This window comes from Sphaerotilus natans (assembly GCF_900156335.1).
Lineage (GTDB): Bacteria > Pseudomonadota > Gammaproteobacteria > Burkholderiales > Burkholderiaceae_C > Sphaerotilus > Sphaerotilus natans.
The window spans coordinates 56,673-78,830 of sequence record NZ_FTMZ01000008.1 but is presented as its reverse complement, the minus strand read 5'-3'; the positions used below and the strand labels follow the sequence as shown (position 1 = coordinate 78,830).

Below are 22,158 nucleotides of genomic sequence, written 5' to 3'. Positions count from 1 at the left end.
ATGAAGCATGAAGACTGACACCCACTTCAACGTCGTCGAGCTGCTCGCCGACCTGGCTGCACGCGACATCACGCTCTGGCGCGAGGGTGAGCAGCTGCGCTTTCGCGCCCCGCGCGCAGGGCTGCCCCCGGAGGCGCTGGCATCGCTGCGCCTGCACAAGCCGGCCATCCTGGCCTGGCTGGCCGAGCGCGAGGCCTTCGGAGCCGGACAGGCCGACAGCCCGCTGTCGCAAGGGCAGCTCGGCCTGTGGCTGGACTGGCAGATCGACCCCACCAGCAGCCGCTACCACCTGGTCAGCATCGACCGCCTGCCGGCGGGCACCTGCTTCGACACGCTGCGCCAGGCCACGCGCGCGCTGCTGCAGCGGCACCCGATCCTGCGCACCGTCTATCCGCTCTCCGAGAGATGCGACAGACCCGACAGACCCGACAGTCCCGAGGCCACCGACGCGGTGCAGCCGGTGCAGCGCCTGCTCGTCGAGGCCGAACCGGATTTCACGGTCGTCGACGGCCGGGGCTGGGATGCGGCGCAGGTCGAGGCTTGGCGCCGGGCGTTTGCCGACAAGCCCTTCGACCTCGCCCGCGGCCCGGTCATGCGCATGGCGGTGCTGGAAGTGAGCACGCCATCCGGCGCGGTCGAGGCCCAGCTGCACGGGTCGATCCACCACATCGCCACCGACTACACCAGCCAGGAGATCCTGCGCCACGACCTCGCTGCGCTCTACCACGAGCGGGTCGCGGGCCAAGGGTCGGTCGCGGCGGCGGTGACCGATCCCGGACACCTGAGCCCGCACGACTTCGTGCGCTGGGAGCGCGACACGCTTGCGGCGCAGGGCGACGCGCTGGCGGCCTACTGGCGCGACGCGCTGAGCGGCGAGCCTGCGCTGCTGGACCTGCCGACCGTCGGCCACGCCGATGGCGAGGCCCGCCGGCACTGCGTGACGCTCGACGCCGGTCTGGCGGACGGACTGCGCGCGCTGGCCCGCGCCAGGCGCAGCACGCTGTACGCCGTGCTGCTGGCCGCCTGGCAGGTGCTGCTCGGCCGGCACGGCGGGCAATCACAGTTCCTGATCGCGTCCCCGGCCACCACCCGCGCGCTGCCGGGCTGGACCGACACGGTGGGCTACTTCGCCAACCCGGTGCTGCTGCGCGCGGACCTGGGCGGCGCGCCGACCTTTGCCACGCTGCTGCAGCGCACGCAGGCGGCGCAGCAACAAGCCCTCGCGCACCAGGCCTGGCCGCACGCCGAGATGATGCGCCTGCTGCAGACCCACGCCACGCCGCAGCGGCTGCACACCGGCATCGCGGGCTTCGTCTGCGTCGCGCTGCGCCAGGCGGACGCGGTAACCACCGACACGCTGCTGCAGCCCCTGGCGAGCGAGCAGCGCGGCATGCCGCAGGCGCTGACGCTGACCGTCCTGGACCGCGGCGGCGTCCTGACGGCCATGTTCACCTACAACGCTGGACGCTTCGAGGACACGCAGATCGCCGCGATGGCCGGGCACCTGCAGGTGCTGCTGCAGGGCATCGTCGCCAACCCCGAGGCGGACATTCACGCGCTGCCCTTGCTGACCGATGCCGAGCAGCGGCAACTGCTCGCCTGGAACGCGACCGAGCGCAACGACCCGCAGGGCTGGACGCTCGTGGATCTGTTCGAGGCCCACGCCACGGCCACGCCGGCGGCGCCCGCCGTCGTCTGCGGGGACACCTCGCTCAGCTACGCCGACCTCGACGCCCGCGCCAACCGCATCGCCCAGGCGCTGATCGCACGCGGGGTCGGCCCGGACACGCTGGTCGGCCTGTGCGTGTCGCGCTCGCCGGACATGGTGGCCGGCGTGCTCGGCATCCTGAAGGCCGGCGGCGCCTACGTGCCGCTCGACCCGGACTATCCGCCGGAGCGCCTGCGCTTCCTGCTCGAAGACTGCGGCGCCGGCCTGGTGCTGACCCAGCAGGCGCTGGCCGAGCAGGTCGCGGCCCTGGCGCCCGCAGGCTGTGTGCTGCTCGGTCTGGACGAACCGGATGCCTGGGGCGCATTTCCGGCCGATCGGCCAGCGCGTCGCACCGGACCCGACGACCTGGCCTATGTGATCTACACCTCCGGCTCGACCGGGCAGCCGAAGGGGGCCTGCCTGCCGCACCGCGCGCTGACGAACCTGGTCACAGCCTTCCACCGCGTGGCCCCGCTGGCGCCCGGCTTCCGGAGCCTGACGCTCGCCCCGTTCGGCTTCGACGTGGCGGTGTGGGAGCTTCACGGCACGCTGGGCTTTGGCGGCGCCCTGCACATCGTGCCCCGCGACCTGCTGCTCGCGCCGGAGCAGCTGGCCCGCACCATCCGAACCTGCGGCATCGACAGCGCTTACGTTCCGCCCGCGCTGCTGGAGCCCCTGCTCGACGCACTGGGCCGGGATCTTCCGCTGCGCCGCCTGCTGGTGGGCGTCGAGTCGATCCGGCAAGGGCTGCTGCAGGCCTGGCAGGACGCCGCTGGAGTGCAGGGCCTGGTGATCGTCAACGGCTACGGCCCGACCGAGACCACCATCTGCTCGACCTTCCACCGCTTCACCGCGGCGATGGATGCGCAGGCGCCGACACCGATCGGCCGGCCGATCGACAACACCCGCATCCACCTGCTGGATGCGCACCTGCAGCACGTGCCGCCGGGCGTGCCGGGCGAGCTGTGCATCGCCGGGACGGGGCTGGCGCGCGGTTACCTGAACCGCCCCGACCTCACGGCCGAACGATTCATCGAGGTGGAGCTGGGCGGCCGGCGCGAGCGGCTCTACCGCACCGGCGATCTGGCCCGCTGGCGGCCGGATGGCGAACTGGACTACCTCGGCCGCATCGACCACCAGATCAAGCTGCGCGGCTTCCGCATCGAGCCTGGCGAGATCGAGGCGGCGCTGGTCGCCCACCCGGCCGTCGTCGCCGCCGCGGCCGTCGTCCACGGGCAAGGGGCCGACGCCGTGCTGGTCGGCCATGTCGGGCTGAAGGACATCGCCGACACCGCCGGGGCCGCCGCACTCGGCACGGCGCTGCGCCGCTGGCTGCAGCAGCGCCTGCCCGCGCACCTGGTGCCGACACACCTCATGGTGCATGCGCGGCTGCCGCTGACCCCGAACGGCAAGATCGACCGCCGCGCACTGCCCGCACCGGAGATCGACACGGCGAACGACCCATCGGGCAACGGGCTGGTCGCCCCGCGCACGCCCGTCGAGGCCACGTTGGCGGCCGTCTTCGCCGAGGTGCTCGGGCGGCCGGCGGTCGGTGTGCATGACGACTTCTTCGAGCTGGGCGGGCATTCGCTGCTGGCCCTGAAGCTGGTACGCCTGGCGCAGCAACGGCTGGACCGGGCCGTGACGGCCACGCAGCTCTACCGGCTGCGCAGCGTCGCCGCATTGGCCGCCGCGCTGGACGAGACCGGGGTGGAGGACACACCCGATCCGATGGCGATGGCCTTTGCGGCGCCCCTGCCGGTCGTGACCGAGGAGGCGGTCCGCTGTCCGCTGTCGCACGGTCAGCGCGCCCTGTGGTTCCTGCAGCAGAGCGCGCCGCTCAGCCACGCCTGGAACTCCGGGCGGGTGCTGCGGCTGCAGGGCCCGCTGCAGCGTGAGGCGCTGCAGCAGACGCTGACCGATCTGGTGGCGCGTCATGCCGCGCTGCGACGGGTCGTGCGCGTCGAAGACGGCGGGCCGATGCAGCAGGTGCTGCCGCCCACGCGAGTCGTGCTGGCCGAGGTCGATGCGGTCGGGCTGGACGCGGATGCGCTGGCGGCGCAAGTCCGCGCGCAGTTCACGCAGCCGTTCGACCTGACGCAGGCCGTGTTCCGCCCCGTGCTGATCCGCCACGCCGACGACGATCACCTGCTGGTGCTGTCGATCCACCACCTGGCCACCGATGCCGGCTCGGGCGAGATCCTGACCCGCGAGCTGGCGCAGGGCTATGCAGCGCGCTGCGCGGGCACGGTGGCCGCGCTGCCGCCGCTGCGCCACGGCTGGGCCGACTTCGTGCGCTGGGAACAAGGGCTGCTGGAGACGGCCGGACCGCGCCTGCGCGCCTGGTGGCACCAGCAGTTGGCGGGCGAGCTGCCGGTGCTGCAACTGCCGCTGGACGTGCCCCGCCCACCGACCCGCACCTTCAACGGCCGCGCCCATGTCTGGCATCTGGACGCGGACCTGACGCAGCGCGTCAAGGCGCTGGCGCGGCGCCAGCGGGTCAGCCTGTTCACGCTGCTGCTGGCGGTGTACCTGGTGCAGTTGCACCGCACCACCGGCCAGTCCGACCTGCTGGTCGGCACGGCACCCGAGGCCGGCCGCACCCGCGACGAGTTCGCGCCGGTGGTCGGCTACTTCGTCAACCTGATCGCGCTGCGTTCGCGCCACGACCCGGACGCCTCGCCGGACTTCGCCGACTTCCTCGATCAGGTCGCGCAGACGGTGGCCGGTGCGCTGGCGCACCAGCACTACCCGTTCTCCGCGCTGGTGCAGGAGCTGCTGCCACAGCGCGATCCGAGCGTGCCGCCGCTGGTGCAGACGCTGTTCCTGCTGGGTCAGCAGGACGAGGCCGAGCCCCTGACCGCCGCCGGCCTGCAGATGACGCCGTGGGCGCTGGCCGAGACCGGCGGGCAGGGTGCGGGCCAGTTTGACCTAGCGCTGCTGGCCGATGAGCACGGGGGACGCCTGCGCCTGGTGTTCGACCACAACGCTGACCTGTTCCACGCCGACACCATCGCCCGCATGGCGGGGCACTACACGACGCTGCTGGAGGCGGTCGTGGCCACGGTCGACGCCCGTGGCGCGCCGGACACGGCGATCAGCCGCCTGCCGATGCTCACCGCGGCCGAGCAGCAGCAGTTGCAGGCCTGGAACGCCACCGACACGCCGTACTCGGCCACCTCCTGTGTCCACCAACTGTTCGAAGCCCAGGCCAGGAGGCGTCCGCAGGCGGTCGCGCTGGTGTGCGGCGGGGAGCCGGTCAGCTACCAGGCACTGGATGCACGCGCCGACCGGCTGGCGCGGCACCTGCGCCGGGCGGGTGTCGGTCGGGGGGCGCTGGTGGCCCTCTGGGTGGACAGCGGCCCGGCCCTGGTGACCGGCATGCTGGGCACGCTGAAGGCCGGTGGCGCCTTCCTGCCGCTGGACCCGCACTATCCGCATGAACGCCTGGTCGGCATCCTGGAGGACGCTGGCGTCCAGGTGCTGCTGACCCAGACCACAACATGGCCCGCCGCCATGGCCGCGCTGAAGGGCCTCAAGGCGACCGTGCAGACGCTGGACCTGGACACGCTGTGCGAGCGGCCCGCCGAGGGTGAGGTCGAGGCGGACGCGGTGGCCGAGGTGCCCGCAGTGGCGCCGGACGATCTCGCCTACGTGATCTACACCTCCGGTTCGACCGGCCAGCCCAAGGGTGTGCTGCTGCCGCACCGCGGGCTGGTGAACCTGGCCGAGGACTTCATCACGCTGGGCCAGCTCACCCCCGAAAGCCGCTTCGCCCAGTTCGCGGCGTGGGGCTTCGACGGCGCAGTGTTCGAGATCCTGGTGACGCTGGCGGCCGGCGCCACGCTGGTGCTGGCAACGCCGCAGACGCGCGCCGATCCGCTCGCCAAGGTCGCATTGCTGCAGCAGGAACGGGTGACGGTGGCGACCCTGCCACCGTCGTTGCTGGCCACGCTTGACCCGGAAGCCTTCCCGCATCTGGCCACCGTCGTGGCGGTCGGCGAAGCCTGTCCGTGGACGCTGGCCCTGCGCTGGAGCCGAGGGCGGCGGTTCCTGAACGGCTACGGCCCGACCGAAGCCACCGTCGGCACCAGCTTCTTCGAGGTGACGCAGCCGGTGGACGGCCCCCAGACCGTGCCCATCGGCCGCCCCGTCGCCAACACCCGCCTGCACCTGCTGGACACGGCGGGCCAGGTCGTGCCGGTGGGCGTGCCGGGTGAGCTGTGCATCGCCGGGGTCGGTCTGGCCCGGGGCTACCTGAACCGGCCTGATCTGACCGCCGACAAGTTCGTCGAGCGGACGGTGATGGGGCGGCGCGAGCGGCTGTACCGCACGGGCGACCTGGCGCGCCGGCTCGGCGACGGCCCCCTGGAGTTCCTCGGCCGCATCGACCACCAGGTCAAGCTGCGGGGCTTCCGCGTCGAGCTGGGCGAGATCGAGGCGGTCCTGCGCACCCATCCGGCGCTGGCCGATGCCGCCGTCATCGTCCGCGAGGACCGCCCGGGCGAGCCGCGGCTGGTGGCGTACACCGTCACCGCCTCCGGGGTCGAAGCTCCGGACAGCGGCGTGCTGCGCGCCTTCGCCAGCACGCGCCTGCCGGCCTTCATGCTGCCTGCAGCCTGGGTTCGCCTGGACGCGCTGCCGCGCAATCCCAGCGGCAAGGTCGATCGCCGGGCGCTGCCGGCCCCCACGGCCGCGCCGCGCACGGACTCGCCGATGGCGCCGCAGAACGCGCTGGAGCGCCGGCTCACCGCGCTGTGGCAGGAGCTGCTGCAGATCGAGCAGGTCGGCCGCGACGACAGCTTCTTCGAGCTGGGTGGCCATTCGCTGCTGCTGGTGAAGCTGAAGAACCGGCTCGACGACTGGGGCGTGCCGGCCCTCGGCCTGGTGGACCTGTTCCGCCACCCGACCGTGGCCACGCTGGCGCGCCACCTGGCGACGGCCGGCTCGTGGGACGGCCACGGCGGCGAGTCCACAGCCAGCCCCGCCCCGCCCCCCGACGACAGCCGCCGTGCCGAGGCCCGGCGCACGGCCCGCGGTGCCGGCCTGCGCCAGCGCCAGATCCGCAAGGACGCGCGCACCGAGGAGACCTCCCTTGACTGATCTGAATGACCGTGAACACGACGACATGAACGACGCAGCGATTGCCATCATCGGCCTGGCGGGCCGCTTCCCGGGCGCGTCGTCGCTGCAGGAGTTCTGGCGCCACCTGTGCGCGGGCGACGCGCTGATCACGCGCTTTTCCGACGCGGAACTGCGCGCGGCCGGGGTCGAGCCGGCGCTGCTGGACGATCCGCACTATGTCCGGGCGGGCGCCGTGCTGCCCGAGCACGACCGCTTCGACGCGGCCTTCTTCGGCTTCTCGCCGCGCGAGGCCGAACTGCTCGATCCGCAGCAGCGCCTGCTGCTGGAAACCGCCTGGGAGGCGCTGGACGTGGCCGGCTACAGCGACCGCACGCTGGCGGGCCGCGGCAGCATCGGCGTGTTCGCGGGCAGTGGCCTGAACCACTACCTGCTCGAACACCTGCACCCGAACGCGGCGCTGAAAAACACCGTCGGCGCGTACCAGATGTTCCTGGTCAACAGCCCGGACTCGGTGGCCATGCGGCTGTCGTACAAGCTGAACCTGAGCGGCCCGAGCGTGACGGTGCAGACCGCCTGCTCGACCTCGCTGGTGGCGGTGCACCAGGCCTGCCAGAGCCTGCTGGCGGGCGAGTGCGACCTGGCGCTGGCGGGTGGCGTGTCGCTGCTGCTGCCGCAGGACCAGGGTTATCTGCACCAGGAGGGCATGATCCTGTCGCCGGACGGCCACTGCCGCGCCTTCTCGGAAGATGCGGCCGGCACGCTGGGCGGCAGTGGCGTCGGCATGGTGCTGCTCAAGCCGCTGGCCGAGGCGCTGGCCGACGGCGACATGGTCCACGCGGTGATCCGCGGCTCGGCGATCAACAACGACGGCGCGGCCAAGATCAGCTTCACCGCGCCGAGCGTCGAGGGTCAGGCGCGGGTGATCCGCGAGGCGCAGGCCGTCGCCGAGGTCGAGCCCGACTCGATCGGCTATGTCGAGGCCCACGGCACCGGCACGCCGCTGGGCGACCCGATCGAGGTCGCCGCGCTGACGGAGGCCTTCCGCAGCGAGCGGCGCGGCGTCTGCGCGCTCGGCTCGGTCAAGAGCAACATCGGCCACGCTGATGCCGCTGCGGGGGTGGCCGGCCTGATCAAGGCCACGCTGGCGTTGCAGCACGGGCTGATCCCGCCATCGCTGCACGCCGAACGGCCGAATCCGGCGCTGAAGCTGGAACAGAGCCCCTTCTTCATCGCCAGCCAGCCGACGCCGTGGCCGCGCGGTGCGGCGCCGCGGCGGGCGGGGGTCAGCGCTTTCGGCGTTGGCGGCACGAACGCGCATGTCGTGCTGCAGGAAGCACCGACACCGCAGCCGTCCGGCCCGGGGCAGCAGCAGCAATTGCTGCTGCTGTCCGCACGCAGCGAGGACGGACTGGTCGCTCACGCACGGGCGCTGGCGGCGCGGCTGGCCGAAGCCCCGGACCTTGCGCTCGCTGACGTGGCCTACAGCCTCGCCCATGGCCGACAGCACCATCCCGTGCGCGGCGCGCTGCTGTGCCGCAACACGGCTGAAGCCGCCGCCGCCCTGGCGGCCGCCGCCGACAACGGCAGCGTGTGCCAGGCGCAGGCGCCGCAGGCCCCGCGGCCCGTGGTCTTCCTGTTTCCCGGCCAGGGCACCCAGACCGTCGACATGGGGCGGGCGCTGTACGACACCGAGCCCGTCTTCCGCGCGCAGGTGGACCGCTGCGCCAAGCTGCTGCAGCCGCTGACCGGCTACGACCTGCGTGAACTTCTGTATCCCGACTCAGGCGACGACCGCCAGACCGCCGAGGACCGCCTCCACCAGCCCTCGGTGACGCAGCCGGCCCTGTTCGTCACGTCCTATGCGCTGGCGCAGCTCTGGCTGTCCTGGGGCGTGAAACCGCAGGCGATGATCGGCCACAGCTTCGGCGAGTACGTGGCGGCCACCGTCGCCGGCGTGCTCTCGCTGCCGGAGGCGCTGGGGCTGGTGGCGCTGCGCGGCCGGTTGATGGAGGCGCAGCCCGAAGGCGCGATGCTGGCGGTGTCGCTCGCGGCCGAACAACTGGTCCTGCCGCCGGAAATCGCGCTCGCGGCGGTCAACGGCCCGGCGATGAGCGTGGTCTCCGGCACACCGCAGGACATCGCCGCGTTCCAGCTGCACCTCACCGCGCAAGGGGTGAGCCACCGGCGCCTGCACGTGAACCGCGCCTTCCACTCGGCCATGATGGAGCCGGTCCTGGCGCCGCTGGTGGCGCACCTGCGCACCCTCACGCTGCGCCCGCCGCGGATTCCGTACCTCTCCAACCTGACCGGCACCTGGATCACCGACGCGCAGGCCACCGACCCCGACTACTGGGCCCGGCACACCCGGGAGCCGGTGCAGTTCGCCCGCGGCGTGGCGGAGCTGGCGAAGGAGCCGGCGCTGATCCTGCTGGAAGTGGGGCCAGGCCGGGCGCTGGGTTCGCTGGCCCGCCAGCAGCCGGGCATCACCGAACAGGTCATCCTGCGCTCCACCCCGCAGCCTCAGGAAGCGCGGTCCGAGCGCGAGTGCCTGCTCGATGCGCTGGGGCAGTTGTGGGCGGCGGGGGGGCAGGTCGACTGGGCCGGCTTCTTCGACCTCGACCGGACGCGGCGCCAGCGGGTCACGCTGCCGAGCAGCCCGTTCGAACGCCAGCGCTACTGGATTGACCGGCCCGCCGCCGCGGCGGACCGACCCCGCGCCGCGGCCCGGCGCCCATTGGCCGACTGGTTCCATGTGCCGGGCTGGGAGCGCATGCCCCTGCCGCAGCAGGCCGAATCAAGCTTGAGCGCGCTGGCGGACCGGTCCTGTGTGCTGGTCTTCGCGGATACGCTGGGACTGGGGGATCGGCTGGCACTCCGCCTCGCCGCCGCGGGCCACACGGTGATCACCGTCCGGCCCGGCAGCGCATTTTCCCGATCGGGCGATGCCGACTACGCCGTGGACCCGAGCCGGCCGCAGGACTTCACGGCGCTGGTGGACGACCTGCTGGCGCGCCAGCTTGTGCCCCAGCAGGTGCTTCACCTCTGGCAGGTGACACCGCTGTCGTCGCTGCCAGCCCCTGACGGGCAGGCGCTGGCACAGGGCTTCTACAGCCTGATGTTCCTGGCCCGGGCGCTGTCGGTCCTCAGCACGCCGGTGCAGTTGACGGTGATCGCCAACCACCTCCAGGCGGTCACCGGCGACGAGACGCTCGACCCGGAGAAGGCCGCGCTGCTGGGACTGGTCCGGGTCATCCCGCAGGAATACCCCCACATCGCCTGCCGCTGCCTCGACCTGGACGGCGAGGTCGGTCCCGCCACGGCTGCGGCCGATCAGGTGCTGGCCGAACTCGCGCTGCGCCAGGACACGGTCGTCGCCTACCGCGGCCGTTACCGCTGGACCCCGACCTTCCCGTCCGTCCGCCTGCCCAGCCCTGCCGCATCCGATGCACACGACGCCCCCGGCCCCTTCCGGGAAGGCGGGGTCTACCTGATCACCGGCGGGCTGGGCGAGATCGGGCTGCTGCTGGCCGAACACCTGGCCACCTGGCGCACCCGGCTGGTCCTGATCGGACGCTCGCCGATCCCTGCACGGCAGGACTGGGCGGCCTGGCTGGCCACGCACGCCGAGGACGACGCCGTCAGCCGCCGACTGCGCCGGCTGCTGGCCATCGAGCAGGCGGGCGCGCACGTGCTGGCCCTGAGCGCCGACGTGGCCGACGCGGCCCAGCTCGGTGCGGCCCTGCGCACCGCCCAGGCCACCTTCGGGCCGCTGAACGGCGTGTTCCACGCCGCCGGCATCACCCGCGGACAGGCAACGGATGGCTTCATCCAGACCGCGCAAGTGGCCGATTGCACCCCCCACTTCCGCGCCAAGCTGGGCGGGGCCCAGGTGCTCGACCGCCTGCTGGACGGTCAGCCGCTCGACTTCTGCATCGCCTTCTCGTCGCTGGCCGCTGTGCTCGGCGGCCTGGGCTTTGGCGCCTACAGTGCGGCCAACGCAGCGCTGGATTGTTTCGTCACCGCGCGGCGCCAGAACGGGGGCCTGCCCTGGATCAGCCTGAACTGGGAGGGCTGGCATCTGGGCAACACCCCACGGCCCGAAACAGCAGGCCCCGGCAGCATCGTCGCGGGCTTCGCCCTCCAGCCTGAGGAGGGCATGGCGGCGCTGCATGCCGTGCTCGGCAGCCGGGAACATGCGCAGATCCTCCTGTCCACCGGCGACCTGCAGGCCCGCCTGGACCGGCGGCAGCACCCGCCAGCGGACCCGGCGCCGCCGACACCTGCAGCCCCGGGCAGCGTCCTGACGCCAGCGAAGCGCCGCGTGGGTCTGCCGCCCCATGTCGCCGCCCGCGACAGCGTCGAGCAGGGCCTGATCGGGATCTGGCAGGAACTGCTGGGCGTCACCGACATCGGGGTGAACGACGACTTCTGGGCGCTGGGGGGGCATTCCCTGCTGGCCACCCAGGTCATCGCCCACGTCCGCAAGGTGTTCCAGGTGGCGCTGTCGATGAAGACCGTCTTCGAGGAACCCACCGTGGCCGGACTCGCGGCCACCATCGCTCGCCTGCAGCGGGTCTCGGGTAGCGCCGTGGACCGCCAGGATCCCGGCATGGGGCTGGTGCCGCGCGCGGCCGGCCTGCCTTCGGACACGCCCGTGCCGCTGTCCTTCGCCCAGCAGCGGCTGTGGTTCTTGAGCCAGTTCGAGGCCCATCCAAGCCTGTACAACCTGCCGGCGGCCATTCACCTGCACGGCCCGCTGCAGGTCTCGGCGCTGGAGCAGGCGTTCCAGACCGTCGAAGCGCGCCACGCCTCGCTGCGCACCAGCTTTCCCGAGCAGGCGGGCCAGCCGTGTCAGCGCGTGCATCCGCCGTCCTTCCGGCTCGCCGTCACCGACCTGTCCGCCTGGCCCGAGGAACAACAGCAGGCCGAGGTCACGCGGCAGATCCGCCAACAGAGCGACCAGGCCTTCGACCTCGCCAACGGCCCGCTGTGGAACGCCACGCTGCTGCGCCTGGGGCCGGCGCACCACCTGCTGACCCTCACGCTGCACCACGCGATCGCCGACGGCTGGTCCATGGGCATCCTGATGCACGAGCTGTCCACGCTGTACGGCACGCTGGTGTTGGGCCAGCCGGCTTCGGCGGCCCGCTTGCCGGCACTGCCGGTGCAGTACGCCGACTACGCGCTCTGGCAGAGGGAGTGGCTGCGCGGCCCGGTGCTGGAGGAGCAGCTGAGCTACTGGCGACAGCGGCTCGACGGCACACCGCCGCTGCTGACCCTGCCGACGGACCACCCCCGCCCGGCGGTGCAGCGTGGCGTCGGCGACAAGTTCGTCTTCCTGCTGCCGACGGCCCTGACCGAATCGCTCAAGCAGCTGGGACGGGCCGAGAACGCCACGCTGTTCATGGTCGTGCAGGCCGTGTTCTCGGTGCTGCTGGCGCGCTACGCGGGTCAGGACGACGTCGTGATCGGCACGCCCAACGCCAACCGCCAGTTCGCCGAGACCGAGCCGCTGATCGGGCTCTTCCTCAACGCGCTCGTGCTGCGCACCGATGTCTCGGGCAATCCCAGCTTCCGCGAGTTGCTGGCCCGGGTGCGTCAGGGCGATCTCGACGCCTTCCAGCGCCACGCCCTGCCCTTCGAGACGCTGGTGGAGGCGCTGCGCCCCGAGCGGTCGCTGGCGTACACCCCCATCTTCCAGGTGATGTTCAACCTGCTGACCAACCGCTCCCATGCGCTGACGCTGGAGGGGCTGCGCACTGAACACGCCGCGATTCACGACGGGATGGCCAAGCACGACCTGACCTTGATGATGCACGAGATCGACACGGGCCTGCACACCGTGCTCGAGTACGACACGGACCTGTTCGAGCGCAGCACCATCGAGCGCATGGCCGGCCACCTGCGCACGCTGCTGGAAGCGGTCGTGGCCGATCCGGGCCGGGCGGTGCGCGAGCTGCCGATGCTGACAGCGCCCGAGCGCGAGCAGGTGCTACAGCACTGGAACGACAACGCCACGCCCGACGCCGGCGACAGCGACTACATGACCCTGTTCGAGGCGCAGGCTGCGGCCACGCCCGAGCGGATCGCGGTGCGCTGGCAGCCCGTGCCCGGGGCCGCCCTCCTGTCGTTGAGCTACGCCGAGCTGGAGCGCCAGGCCAACCAGCTGGCGCAGGCGATGCGCGCGCGCGGTCTGGGCGGCGAGGTCGGCGCCGAGGACATCGTCGGCGTGTGCATGGAGCGCTCGGCGCACACGCTGGTGGCGATGCTGGCCCTGTTCAAGATCGGCGCGGCCTACATGCCGCTCGATCCGGCGCTGCCCGACGAGCGCCTGGCGCTGCTGGTGCGACAGGCCCGCGTGCCGCTGGTGCTGACGCTGGCCGGCCATGCGGACCGACTGGCCGCGCTCGTGCCCGACACGCCGCTGCTGTGCCCGGACCGCGAGGCCGCGGCGCTGGCGGCGCTGCCCGCACAGGCCCCGGACGGCGTGCGACGCGATCCGGCCCGTCTGGCCTATGTGCTGTTCACCTCCGGCTCGACCGGCCTGCCCAAGGGCGTGATGGTCGAGCACCGCGGCATGGTCAACAACCTGCGCGCCAAGATCCGCGACCACGGTCTGGGCGCGGCCGACACGCTGGCGCAGACCGCGCCGCCCGGCTTCGACATCTCGGTGTGGCAGTTCCTGGCCGCGCCGCTGACGGGCGCCACGGTGCGCATCTTCGGCGACGAGATCGCCAAGGATCCGGCCGCGCTGCTGCGCCATGTCGAGGCCGAGCGCATCAGCGTGCTGGAGGTCGTGCCCTCGCTGCTGCGCTTCATGCTCGACGAGGCGCAGGCCGAGGGCGAGGCCGCGCCGACGCTGGCGGCGCTGCGCTGGCTGTCGCTGACCGGCGAGGCGTTGCCGCCCGCGCTGTGCAGCGCCTGGTTCGCGCGCTATCCGCGCATTCCGGTGCTCAACGCCTACGGCCCGGCCGAGTGCTCGGACGACGCCACCCACCACATCCTGACCGGGCCGCTGCCGCCGCAGGCGACGACGGTGCCGATCGGCCGGGCCTTGCCGAACGTGCGGCTGTACGTGCTCGACCGCCATCTGCAGCCGCTGCCGGTCGGCGTGGCCGGCGAGCTGTGCATCGGCGGCATTGGCGTCGGGCGGGGCTACCTGCACGATCCGGAACGCACCCGTGCTGCCTTCCACCCCGACCCCTGGGCGGGCCAGCCGGGGGCCCGGCTGTACCGTACCGGCGACCTGGCACGCTGGCGCGCCGACGGCACGCTGGAGTTCCTGGGCCGGATGGACTTCCAGGTCAAGCTGCGCGGCCTGCGCATCGAGCTGGGCGAGATCGAGGCGACGCTGGAGCGCCATCCGGCGGTGCAGCAATCGGTGGTGGTGGTGCACACCGATGCGCGCGGCGAGCCGCACCTGGTCGCCCATGTCGGCAGCGACCGCGACGACGCCGGGCTGACGGCCGAACTGCGCGCCCATCTGGCGCAGCACCTGCCAGCCTACATGGTGCCGGCCTGGGTGCTGCGGCACGAGACGCTGCCGCTGACGCCCAACGGCAAGATCGACCGCCGGCGCCTGCCCGCGCCCGACACCGCCACAGGCGGCGATGCGACGGGCTTCATCGCACCGGTCACCGCGACCGAAGTGCTGCTGGCCGAGATCTGGCGCGAGGTGCTGCGCGTGGAGGCGGTCGGCCGCCACGACCATTTCTTCGCGCTCGGGGGGCATTCGCTGCTGGCGACGCAGGTGGTGTCGCGGCTGCGCCGCCGGCTGGGCATCGAGCTGCCGCTGCGCGGCGTGTTCGCCGCGCCGACGCTGGATGCGCTGGCCGAGCAGATCGACCAGCTGCTGGCGCAGCAGCGCCTGGCGCTCAGCGTGCAGCCCGCGACACCGACCGACAGCACGCTGTCGAACGACGAACGAGAAGAGTTCCTGATATGAGCACGAGCGATGTCCTGGATCTGGTGGCCGATCTGGCCGCACGCGACATCCGGTTGTCGCTTGAGGGCGAGGCACTGCGCGTCAACGGCCCGGCCGGCCGGCTGCCGCCGGAGCTGATCGCCCGGCTGCGGGCGCACAAGCCTGGGCTGATCGAATTCCTGCGCCGACATGCCGCGCCGGCCGCGACCGGGCTGGCCATCGTGGCGCCGCCCCGTCCGCCGCGGCTGCCGCTGTCGTGGTCCCAGCAGCGCCTGTGGTTCCTTGACCAGCTCGACGGTCCCGGTGCGACCTACAACATCGCGCTGGCCCTGCGGCTGCACGGGCCGCTCGACGTGGATGCCCTGGAGGCCGCCTGGCGCGAGATCGAGCGCCGGCACGAGGTGCTGCGCACCTGCTTCCCCGATGACGGAAGCGGCCCGCACCAGCACATTCTGCCGCCCTCGCTGGCGTTGCAGCACACCGACTTGTCGGGTCTTCCGGAGCACAAGCGTGAGGCCGCGCTGCAGGCCCTGGCCGATGCCGAGGCTGCCCAGGTCTTCGATCTGGCGCGCGGTCCGCTGTGGTGCGTCCGGCTGGTGCGGCTGGACACCGAAGCGCATGCGCTGTTCGTGACGATGCACCATGCCATCTCCGACGGCTGGTCGATCGGGGTGCTGACGCACGAGCTGACGACGCTGTACGCCGGCGCCACGCTGCCGCCGCTGCCCTTGCAGTACGCCGATGTCGCGCTCTGGCAGCGCGATGCCGCGCAGGAGGCGGCACTGACACGGCAGATCGCCTACTGGCGCCGCCAGCTCGACGGCGTGCCCGCGCACCCCCTGCTGCTGACGGACCACCCGCGCCCCGCCCAGCCCAGCCACCGCGGCGAGCGGCGGCTGGCCCCGCTGCCACCCGCGCTGGCCACGGAACTGCGCCGGCTGGCACAGGCACAGGGGGTGACCCTGTTCATGCTGCTGCAGGCCGCCTTCGCGGTGCTGCTGATGCGCCACACCCGCCAGGAAGATCTGTGCATCGGCACGCCGGTGGCCAACCGGCCGCAGACCGAGCTGGAGCCGCTGGTGGGCTTCTTCGTCAACACCCTGGTGCTGCGTCACGACCTGTCGGACGATCCGGACACGCCGACGCTGCTGGCGCGGGTGCGCCGCACCACGCTGGACGCCTTCGAGCACCAGGCCGTGCCCTTCGAGCGGATCGTCGAGGCGCTCCAGCCCGAGCGCCAGCTGGCCTTCAGCCCGCTGTTCCAGGTCCTGTTCGTGCTGCAGAACACGCCGCGCGAGACGCTGAAGCTCGGGCCGGCCCGTTTCAGCCCGCTCGAATCGACGCGCCACGCGGCCAAGTTCGAGCTGACGCTGACGGTCTGGGAGGACGAACAGGCCTTGACCCCCGCCTGGAACTGGGCCAGCGACCTGTTCGAGCCGGCCACGATCGAGCGCATGGCCGGACACTACCAGCGCCTGCTGGAGGGCATGGTGGCCACGCCGCACCTGCCGGTGGGCCAACTGCCGCTGCTCGGCGAGAGCGAACGCCGCACGCTGCTGCACGACTGGAACGACACCGCCACCGTCTTCGCCGCTGCGGCCGACGGCTCGACGCTGCATCAGCGCCTCCACGCCCAGACCCGGCGCACGCCGCAGGCCATCGCCGCCCGCGATACCCAGGGGACGCTGTCCTACCAGGCGCTGGAGGAGCGGTCAGACCGGCTGGCGGCGGTGCTGCGCGCCGCTGGCGTCGGCCCCGAGGTGGCTGTCGGGCTGTGCGTGGAGCGCACGACCGATCTGCCCGTCGGCCTGCTGGCCATCCTGAAGGCCGGCGGGGCCTGGCTGCCGCTGGACCCGGCCCATCCGCCTGCACGCCTGCTGCAGATGCGCGAGGAGGCGCGGCTTCAGGTGCTGCTGACGCACTCCCGCCTGCGCGAGGCCTGTCCGCCGGGGGCGGAGCGGATCATCGAGATCGACCGGCTCGACGGTCTGCCGACCGCGCCGCCCGGCCTGCCGGCCGGTCCCGATCACCTGGCCTATGTGCTGTACACCTCCGGCTCGACCGGTCGGCCCAAGGGCGTCGAGGTCACGCACCGCAGCCTGCTGAACTATCTGGACTGGTGCGTGCGCACCTACCCGGTCGCGGCCGGCCGCGGCGTGCCGGTCAACGCGTCGTTCGGCTTCGATGGCACGCTGCCGGCCCTGCTGGCGCCGCTGCTGGTCGGCGCCGAGGTGCTGCTGCTGTCGGAGGACCGCCAGTTCGAGGAACTGGTGGCCCTGCTGCGCCCGCAGGCGGCGCCGCAGGGTGCGCCACTAAGCTTCATCAAGGGCACGCCGACGCATCTGGAGCTGCTGCACCGCCTGCTCGGCACGCCGGAGGCGGCCGGCAACACAAGGGGTCTGAGCACGACCGCGCTGGTCCTGGGCGGCGAGGCGCTGCCGCGGGCGCTGCTCGAGGCCTGGTGGCGCCACGCGCCCGGCACGCGCGTCTTCAACCAGTACGGCCCGACCGAGGCCACCGTGGCCTGCTGCTGGCACGAGGCCCGGCCGGATGAAGGCGGCGGTGGCCATGTGCCGATCGGCCGCCCGGTCGCCAACACGCAGATCCATCTGCTCGACCGCCACGGCGAGCTGGTGCCTATCGGCGCACCGGGCGAGCTGCACATCGGCGGCGTGCAGGTCGCGCGCGGCTACCGGCAGCAGCCGGCGCTGAGCGCGGAGCGCTTCGTTGCCAACCCCTTCGGAGCCGGCCGGCTCTACCGCAGCGGTGATCTGGCGCGCTGGCGGGCCGACGGCCGCCTGGAGTACCTGGGCCGTCTTGACGGCCAGGTCAAGGTCAACGGCGTGCGCATCGAGCCCGGCGAGATCGAGGCGCAGCTGCTGCACTGCGGCGGTGGTGCGGTGTCGGCCGCGGCCGTGGTGGTGCGCGAGACGCCGCAAGGCGGCCACCAGCTCGTGGCCTACGTGGTCGGCCAGGCCGGCGAGGAGGTCGAGGGCAGCACGCTGCGCGCCGCGCTGGCGCGGGTGTTGCCGGCCTACATGGTTCCGGCGTGCATCGTCGGCCTGCCGGCGCTGCCGATGACGCCCAACGGCAAGCTCGACCGCCGCGCGCTGCCGGAGCCGCCCGCCGAGGCGGGCAACACCGGCGCGGTGGCACCGCGCACGCCGGTCGAGGCCCTGCTGATGCGCATCTGGTGCGAGGTGCTGCGGCACGAGCGCCTGGGCGTCACCGACAACTTCTTCCAGGTCGGTGGCGACTCGATCCTGAGCATCCAGATCGTCAGCCGCGCCCGCGCCGCCGGGCTGCACCTCAAGCCGCGCGACCTGTTCCAGCACCAGACCATCGCCGAGCTGGCCGCCATCGCCCAGCCGGAGGCGCAGGCCGGTGGCGCCGTGGTGGGCGAGCGCCTGCCCGCCAGCGGCCCGCTGCCGCTGACGCCGATCCAGCGCCGCTTCTTCGCGCAGGAATGGGCCGAGCCGCAGCACTTCAACCAGGCCATGCTGCTGGAACTCGATCCGCAGACCGACCCGGACACGCTCGAGGCCGCGCTGCGCGTGCTGGTCGATCACCATGAGGCGCTGCGCACCCGCTTCGTCCGCGCCGCCGACGGCCACTGGCAGGCCGACATCGCCGCGATCGACCCGGCACGGCCCGGGGCCGGGCTGGTGCTGGAGCGCGCCGACTTCTCCGCGCTGGCCGAGGCCGACTGGACGGAGGCGCTGCGCGAACGGGCCAGCGCCTGCCAGCAAGGCATGGACCTGGCCGCCGGCCGGCTGGTGCGCGCCTTGTGGATCGAGCGGGGAGCGCGCCGGCTGCTGCTGCTGGCCATTCACCATCTGGTGGTCGACGGCGTGTCCTGGCGGCTGCTTCTGGACGATCTGCCCACGGCTTGCGACGCGGTGGGCCGCCGCGCGGTGCCGGTGCTGCCGGCGCGCACGCTGTCGTTCGCCGACTGGGCGCGCCAGCTTCAGCAGGACGGTCCGGCGGCGGTGGCGGACGAGCGGGCGTACTGGGCCGGCATCGCGGCCGGCGGCGTGCCCGCGCTGCCGATCGATCACATGAGCGGCCCCGACGATCAGGCCTCGGCCGAGAGCGTGACCACCCGGCTGGACCCGGCCGACACGGCGGCGCTGCTGCACCAGGCGCCCGCCGCCTGGCAGACCCGCATCAACGACCTGCTGCTGGCGGCGCTGCTGCGCGCCTGGCGGCGCTGGAGCGGCCAGCGCGAGCTGCTGCTGTCGCTGGAGGGCCACGGCCGCGAGGACGTGTTCGACGGCCGACATGATGTCGATGTCTCGCGCACCGTCGGCTGGTTCACCGCGATTTTCCCGGTGCGACTCGCGCTGCCCGACGGCGACGAGGGGCCGGGCGCCACGATCCGGTCGGTCAAGGAAACGCTGCGCCGCGTGCCGCGCCACGGCGTCGGCCACGGCATCCTGACGCAGCTTGGCGGCGCGCAGGCCCTGGCGGTCTCGCCCGGCCTGTGCTTCAACTACCTGGGCCAGTTCGACCAGCAGGTCGCCGCCGACGGACTGATCCGTGCGCTGGCGCCCGAGGAGGTCGGGCCGACGCGCTCGCCGTCGGCCCCGCGCGCCCATGCGCTGGAGCTGACCTGCCTGGTCGCCGGCGGTCGGCTGGAGATCGTCTGGGGCTACAGCCGCCATCGTCACCTGGCCGCCTCGATCGAGCGGCTGGCGGCCGGGTTCACGGCCGCGCTGCGCGAGCTGATCGACCACTGCGTGCAGCCCGGCGCCGGCGGCCGCACGCCCAGCGACTTTCCGGAGGCGGGCCTCGACCAGGCCGGACTGGACAAGGCGCTGCACGCGATCCACCGCGCCAACCCGCAGGCCGGGCCAGTGCACCGCGCCATCGAGTCGATCCACCCGCTGTCGCCGTCGCAGCAAGGCATGCTGATGGAGACGCTGGCCCACGCCGGGAGCGGCATCCATGTCGAGCAGTCGGTGATGAGCTGGCAGGGCGACTTCGATCGCCACGCCTTCGGGCAGGCCTGGCAGGCCCTGCTGGCGCGCCACGCCAGCCTGCGCAGCGGTTTCCTGTGGGAAGGCCTGGACGAGCCCTTGCAGTTCGTCCTGCGGCCGCAGCACGCGGTGCTGCCGATCACCGAGGTCGATCTGCGAGGCCAGAACGAGCCGGACCCGCGCCGGCGGGTGATGGAGCAGGCCGAGGCGGAGCGCCGGCGCGGCTTCGCACCCGATGCGGTGCCGCTGATGCGCGTGGCGCTGCTGCAGGCGGATGCGGACCTGCACCATCTGGTCTGGACCCGCCACCACCTGCTCAGCGATGGCTGGTCGGTGTCGGTGATGATGCAAGACTTCATGGCGCTGTACCTGGCCGCCAGCCGGGGCGAGCCGGCGGCCCTGCCACCGACGCGGCCCTATGCCGACTACATCCGCTGGCTGCGGGCGCAGGATCCAGCCGCCAGCGAGACCTTCTGGCGCGGACATCTGGCCGGTCTGCACCAGCCGCCCCGCCTGCGCCATGGCACCGCGCCGGCCGCCGATGCGCCGAGAGGCCATGCCAGCCAGGAACACGTGCTGCCGGCCGGTCTCGGCACGCGGCTGGCGGCCTTTGGCCGGCAGCACGGCCTGACCTCCGGCACCCTGATGCAGAGCGCCTGGGCGCTGACGCTGCATCAGCTCGGAGGGGCGCGTGACCTGGTCTTCGGCGCCACCGTGTCCGGCCGGCCGCCGGAGCTGGCCGGCGTGGAGCAGATGGTGGGCATGTTCATCAGCAGCGTGCCGGTGCGGGTGTGCCTGGATGACGCCCACGACGTCACCCGCCTGGCGTGGTTGCGGACGATGCAGGACCGGCTCCTGGAGGCCCAGCCGCATGGCCACTGCGCGGCCGGCCAGATCCAGTCGTGGAGCGAGGTGCCGGCCGGGCAGCCGCTGTACGACAGCCTGCTGGTGTTCGAGAACTACCCCGTGGCGCAGGACGACGGGTCCGGCCCGGCAGGCCCACTGCCGCGCATCGGGCCCTTCGTCCTGGACGGCGACGAAGCCATCGGTGCACGCACGCGCCACGCGCTGACCCTGCTGGTCCTGCCGGGCGAGCCGATGCGGCTGCGCTTCATCCGCGACCGACGCCGGCTCGACGAGGCGGCGGTGAACGACATCGCAAGCCGGCTGATCGCCGTGCTGGACGCCTTGATCGGAGAGCCCTCGCAGCCCCTGCACACCTTGCTGGTCCCCGAAGAGCGCATCGAGGACGGCGCCGAAGGGGAAAAGGAGGACACGCTCTTCCCGCTTCCGCGCACGGATGGCGAGCCGCCGGTTCCCCCCCGCAACGACACCGAGCGCCAGTTGCTGGAACTGTGGCGCCATCTGCTCGGCACCCGCGCGATCGGCGTGCGCGACAGCTTCTTCGATCTGGGCGGCCACTCGCTGGCCGCGCTGCGGCTGATGGCGCGCATCCGCCAGCAGTTCCGCCGTGACCTGCCGCTGGCAGCGCTGTTGCAGCACCCGACCATCGAGACGGTCGCACGTCTGCTGGCCGATCCCGAGAACGACAGCACGCACGCCGAGCCGACCCTGGTGCCCCTGTCGAGCCGCGGACCGGGCCTGCCGCTGCACTGCGTGCCGGGCGCCGGCGGCTATCCGCTCTATCTGCATGCGCTGGCCCGCGAACTGGGCGACGACCGCCCGGTCTTCGGCCTGCAGGCCACCGGGCTGGACGGCAGGACGCCGCCGCATGCCACGGTCGAGGCCGCGGCGGCGCACCACCTGGGGGCGATCCGGCAGGTCCAGCCCCGTGGCCCCTACCTGCTGGGCGGACACTCCTTCGGCGGCAAGGTCGCCTTCGAGATGGCTCGGCAGCTGCGCCAGGCGGGCGAGGCGGTCGCCGGCGTGGTGCTGCTCGATGTCACCGCTCCGGGCGACGCGCACACCGATCCGCCCGTGCCGGACTGGGACGATGCGCGCTGGCTGGTCGCGCTGGCCACGGCCTTCGGCACGATGGCCGGCCAGCGCTGCACGCTCGGCGTCCAGACGCTGCGTGCCCTGGACGCCGCCGCGCAGATGCAGGCGTTCCAGCGGGAGCTGGAGCGCATGGAGCTGCTGCCGCCCCAGTCCGATCCGCGCCAGGCCCGCGGCTGGGTCGAGGTCTTCCGGAGCCAGCTGCTCATGCGCTACCAGCCTGCCGGACAGGCCGATTTCCCGCTGCTGCTGCTGAAAGCGGCCGATCCGATGCCACGCGAACCGGACCAGGGCGAGGCGCTGCCGCAGCAGCACGACGCCTTCCTGGGCTGGCAGCGCTGGAGCGATCGACCCGTCGAGCGCATCGAGGTGCCCGGCACCCACCTGACGATGATGAGCCGGCCCCATGTCGAGGTGCTGGCTGAGCACCTGCGCGCGGCGCTGCATCGCCTCGAGACCTCGGCCACGGCACGGGTGGCCGATGGCGTCCTTCCCTGATGAACCCC

At 72.8% G+C, this 22,158-nt stretch carries 3 protein-coding genes; all 3 read left to right on the top strand.

Translation table 11 applies throughout. The features are described 5' to 3' along the window. Window positions 1-7: 7 nt before the first annotated feature. Genes BW996_RS09365 through BW996_RS09355 form a run of 3 tightly spaced genes read left to right on the top strand, consistent with a single transcriptional unit; the run spans window position 8 to window position 22,150 of the window. On the top strand, window positions 8-6,811 hold the full coding sequence (locus BW996_RS09365) for a non-ribosomal peptide synthetase (protein ID WP_037478872.1): 6,804 nt from the start codon (window positions 8-10) through the stop codon (window positions 6,809-6,811). Next, window positions 6,804-14,738 (top strand): hybrid non-ribosomal peptide synthetase/type I polyketide synthase, encoded by a 7,935-nt coding sequence (locus BW996_RS09360; RefSeq protein WP_139330818.1) that lies wholly within the window; start codon window positions 6,804-6,806, stop codon window positions 14,736-14,738. The genes BW996_RS09365 and BW996_RS09360 overlap by 8 nt, the downstream gene beginning before the upstream one ends. Beyond that, on the top strand, window positions 14,735-22,150 hold the full coding sequence (locus tag BW996_RS09355) for a non-ribosomal peptide synthetase (RefSeq protein WP_051631623.1): 7,416 nt from the start codon (window positions 14,735-14,737) through the stop codon (window positions 22,148-22,150). Before BW996_RS09360 ends, BW996_RS09355 begins: the two co-directional genes overlap by 4 nt. The last annotated feature ends 8 nt before the right edge of the window (window positions 22,151-22,158 follow it).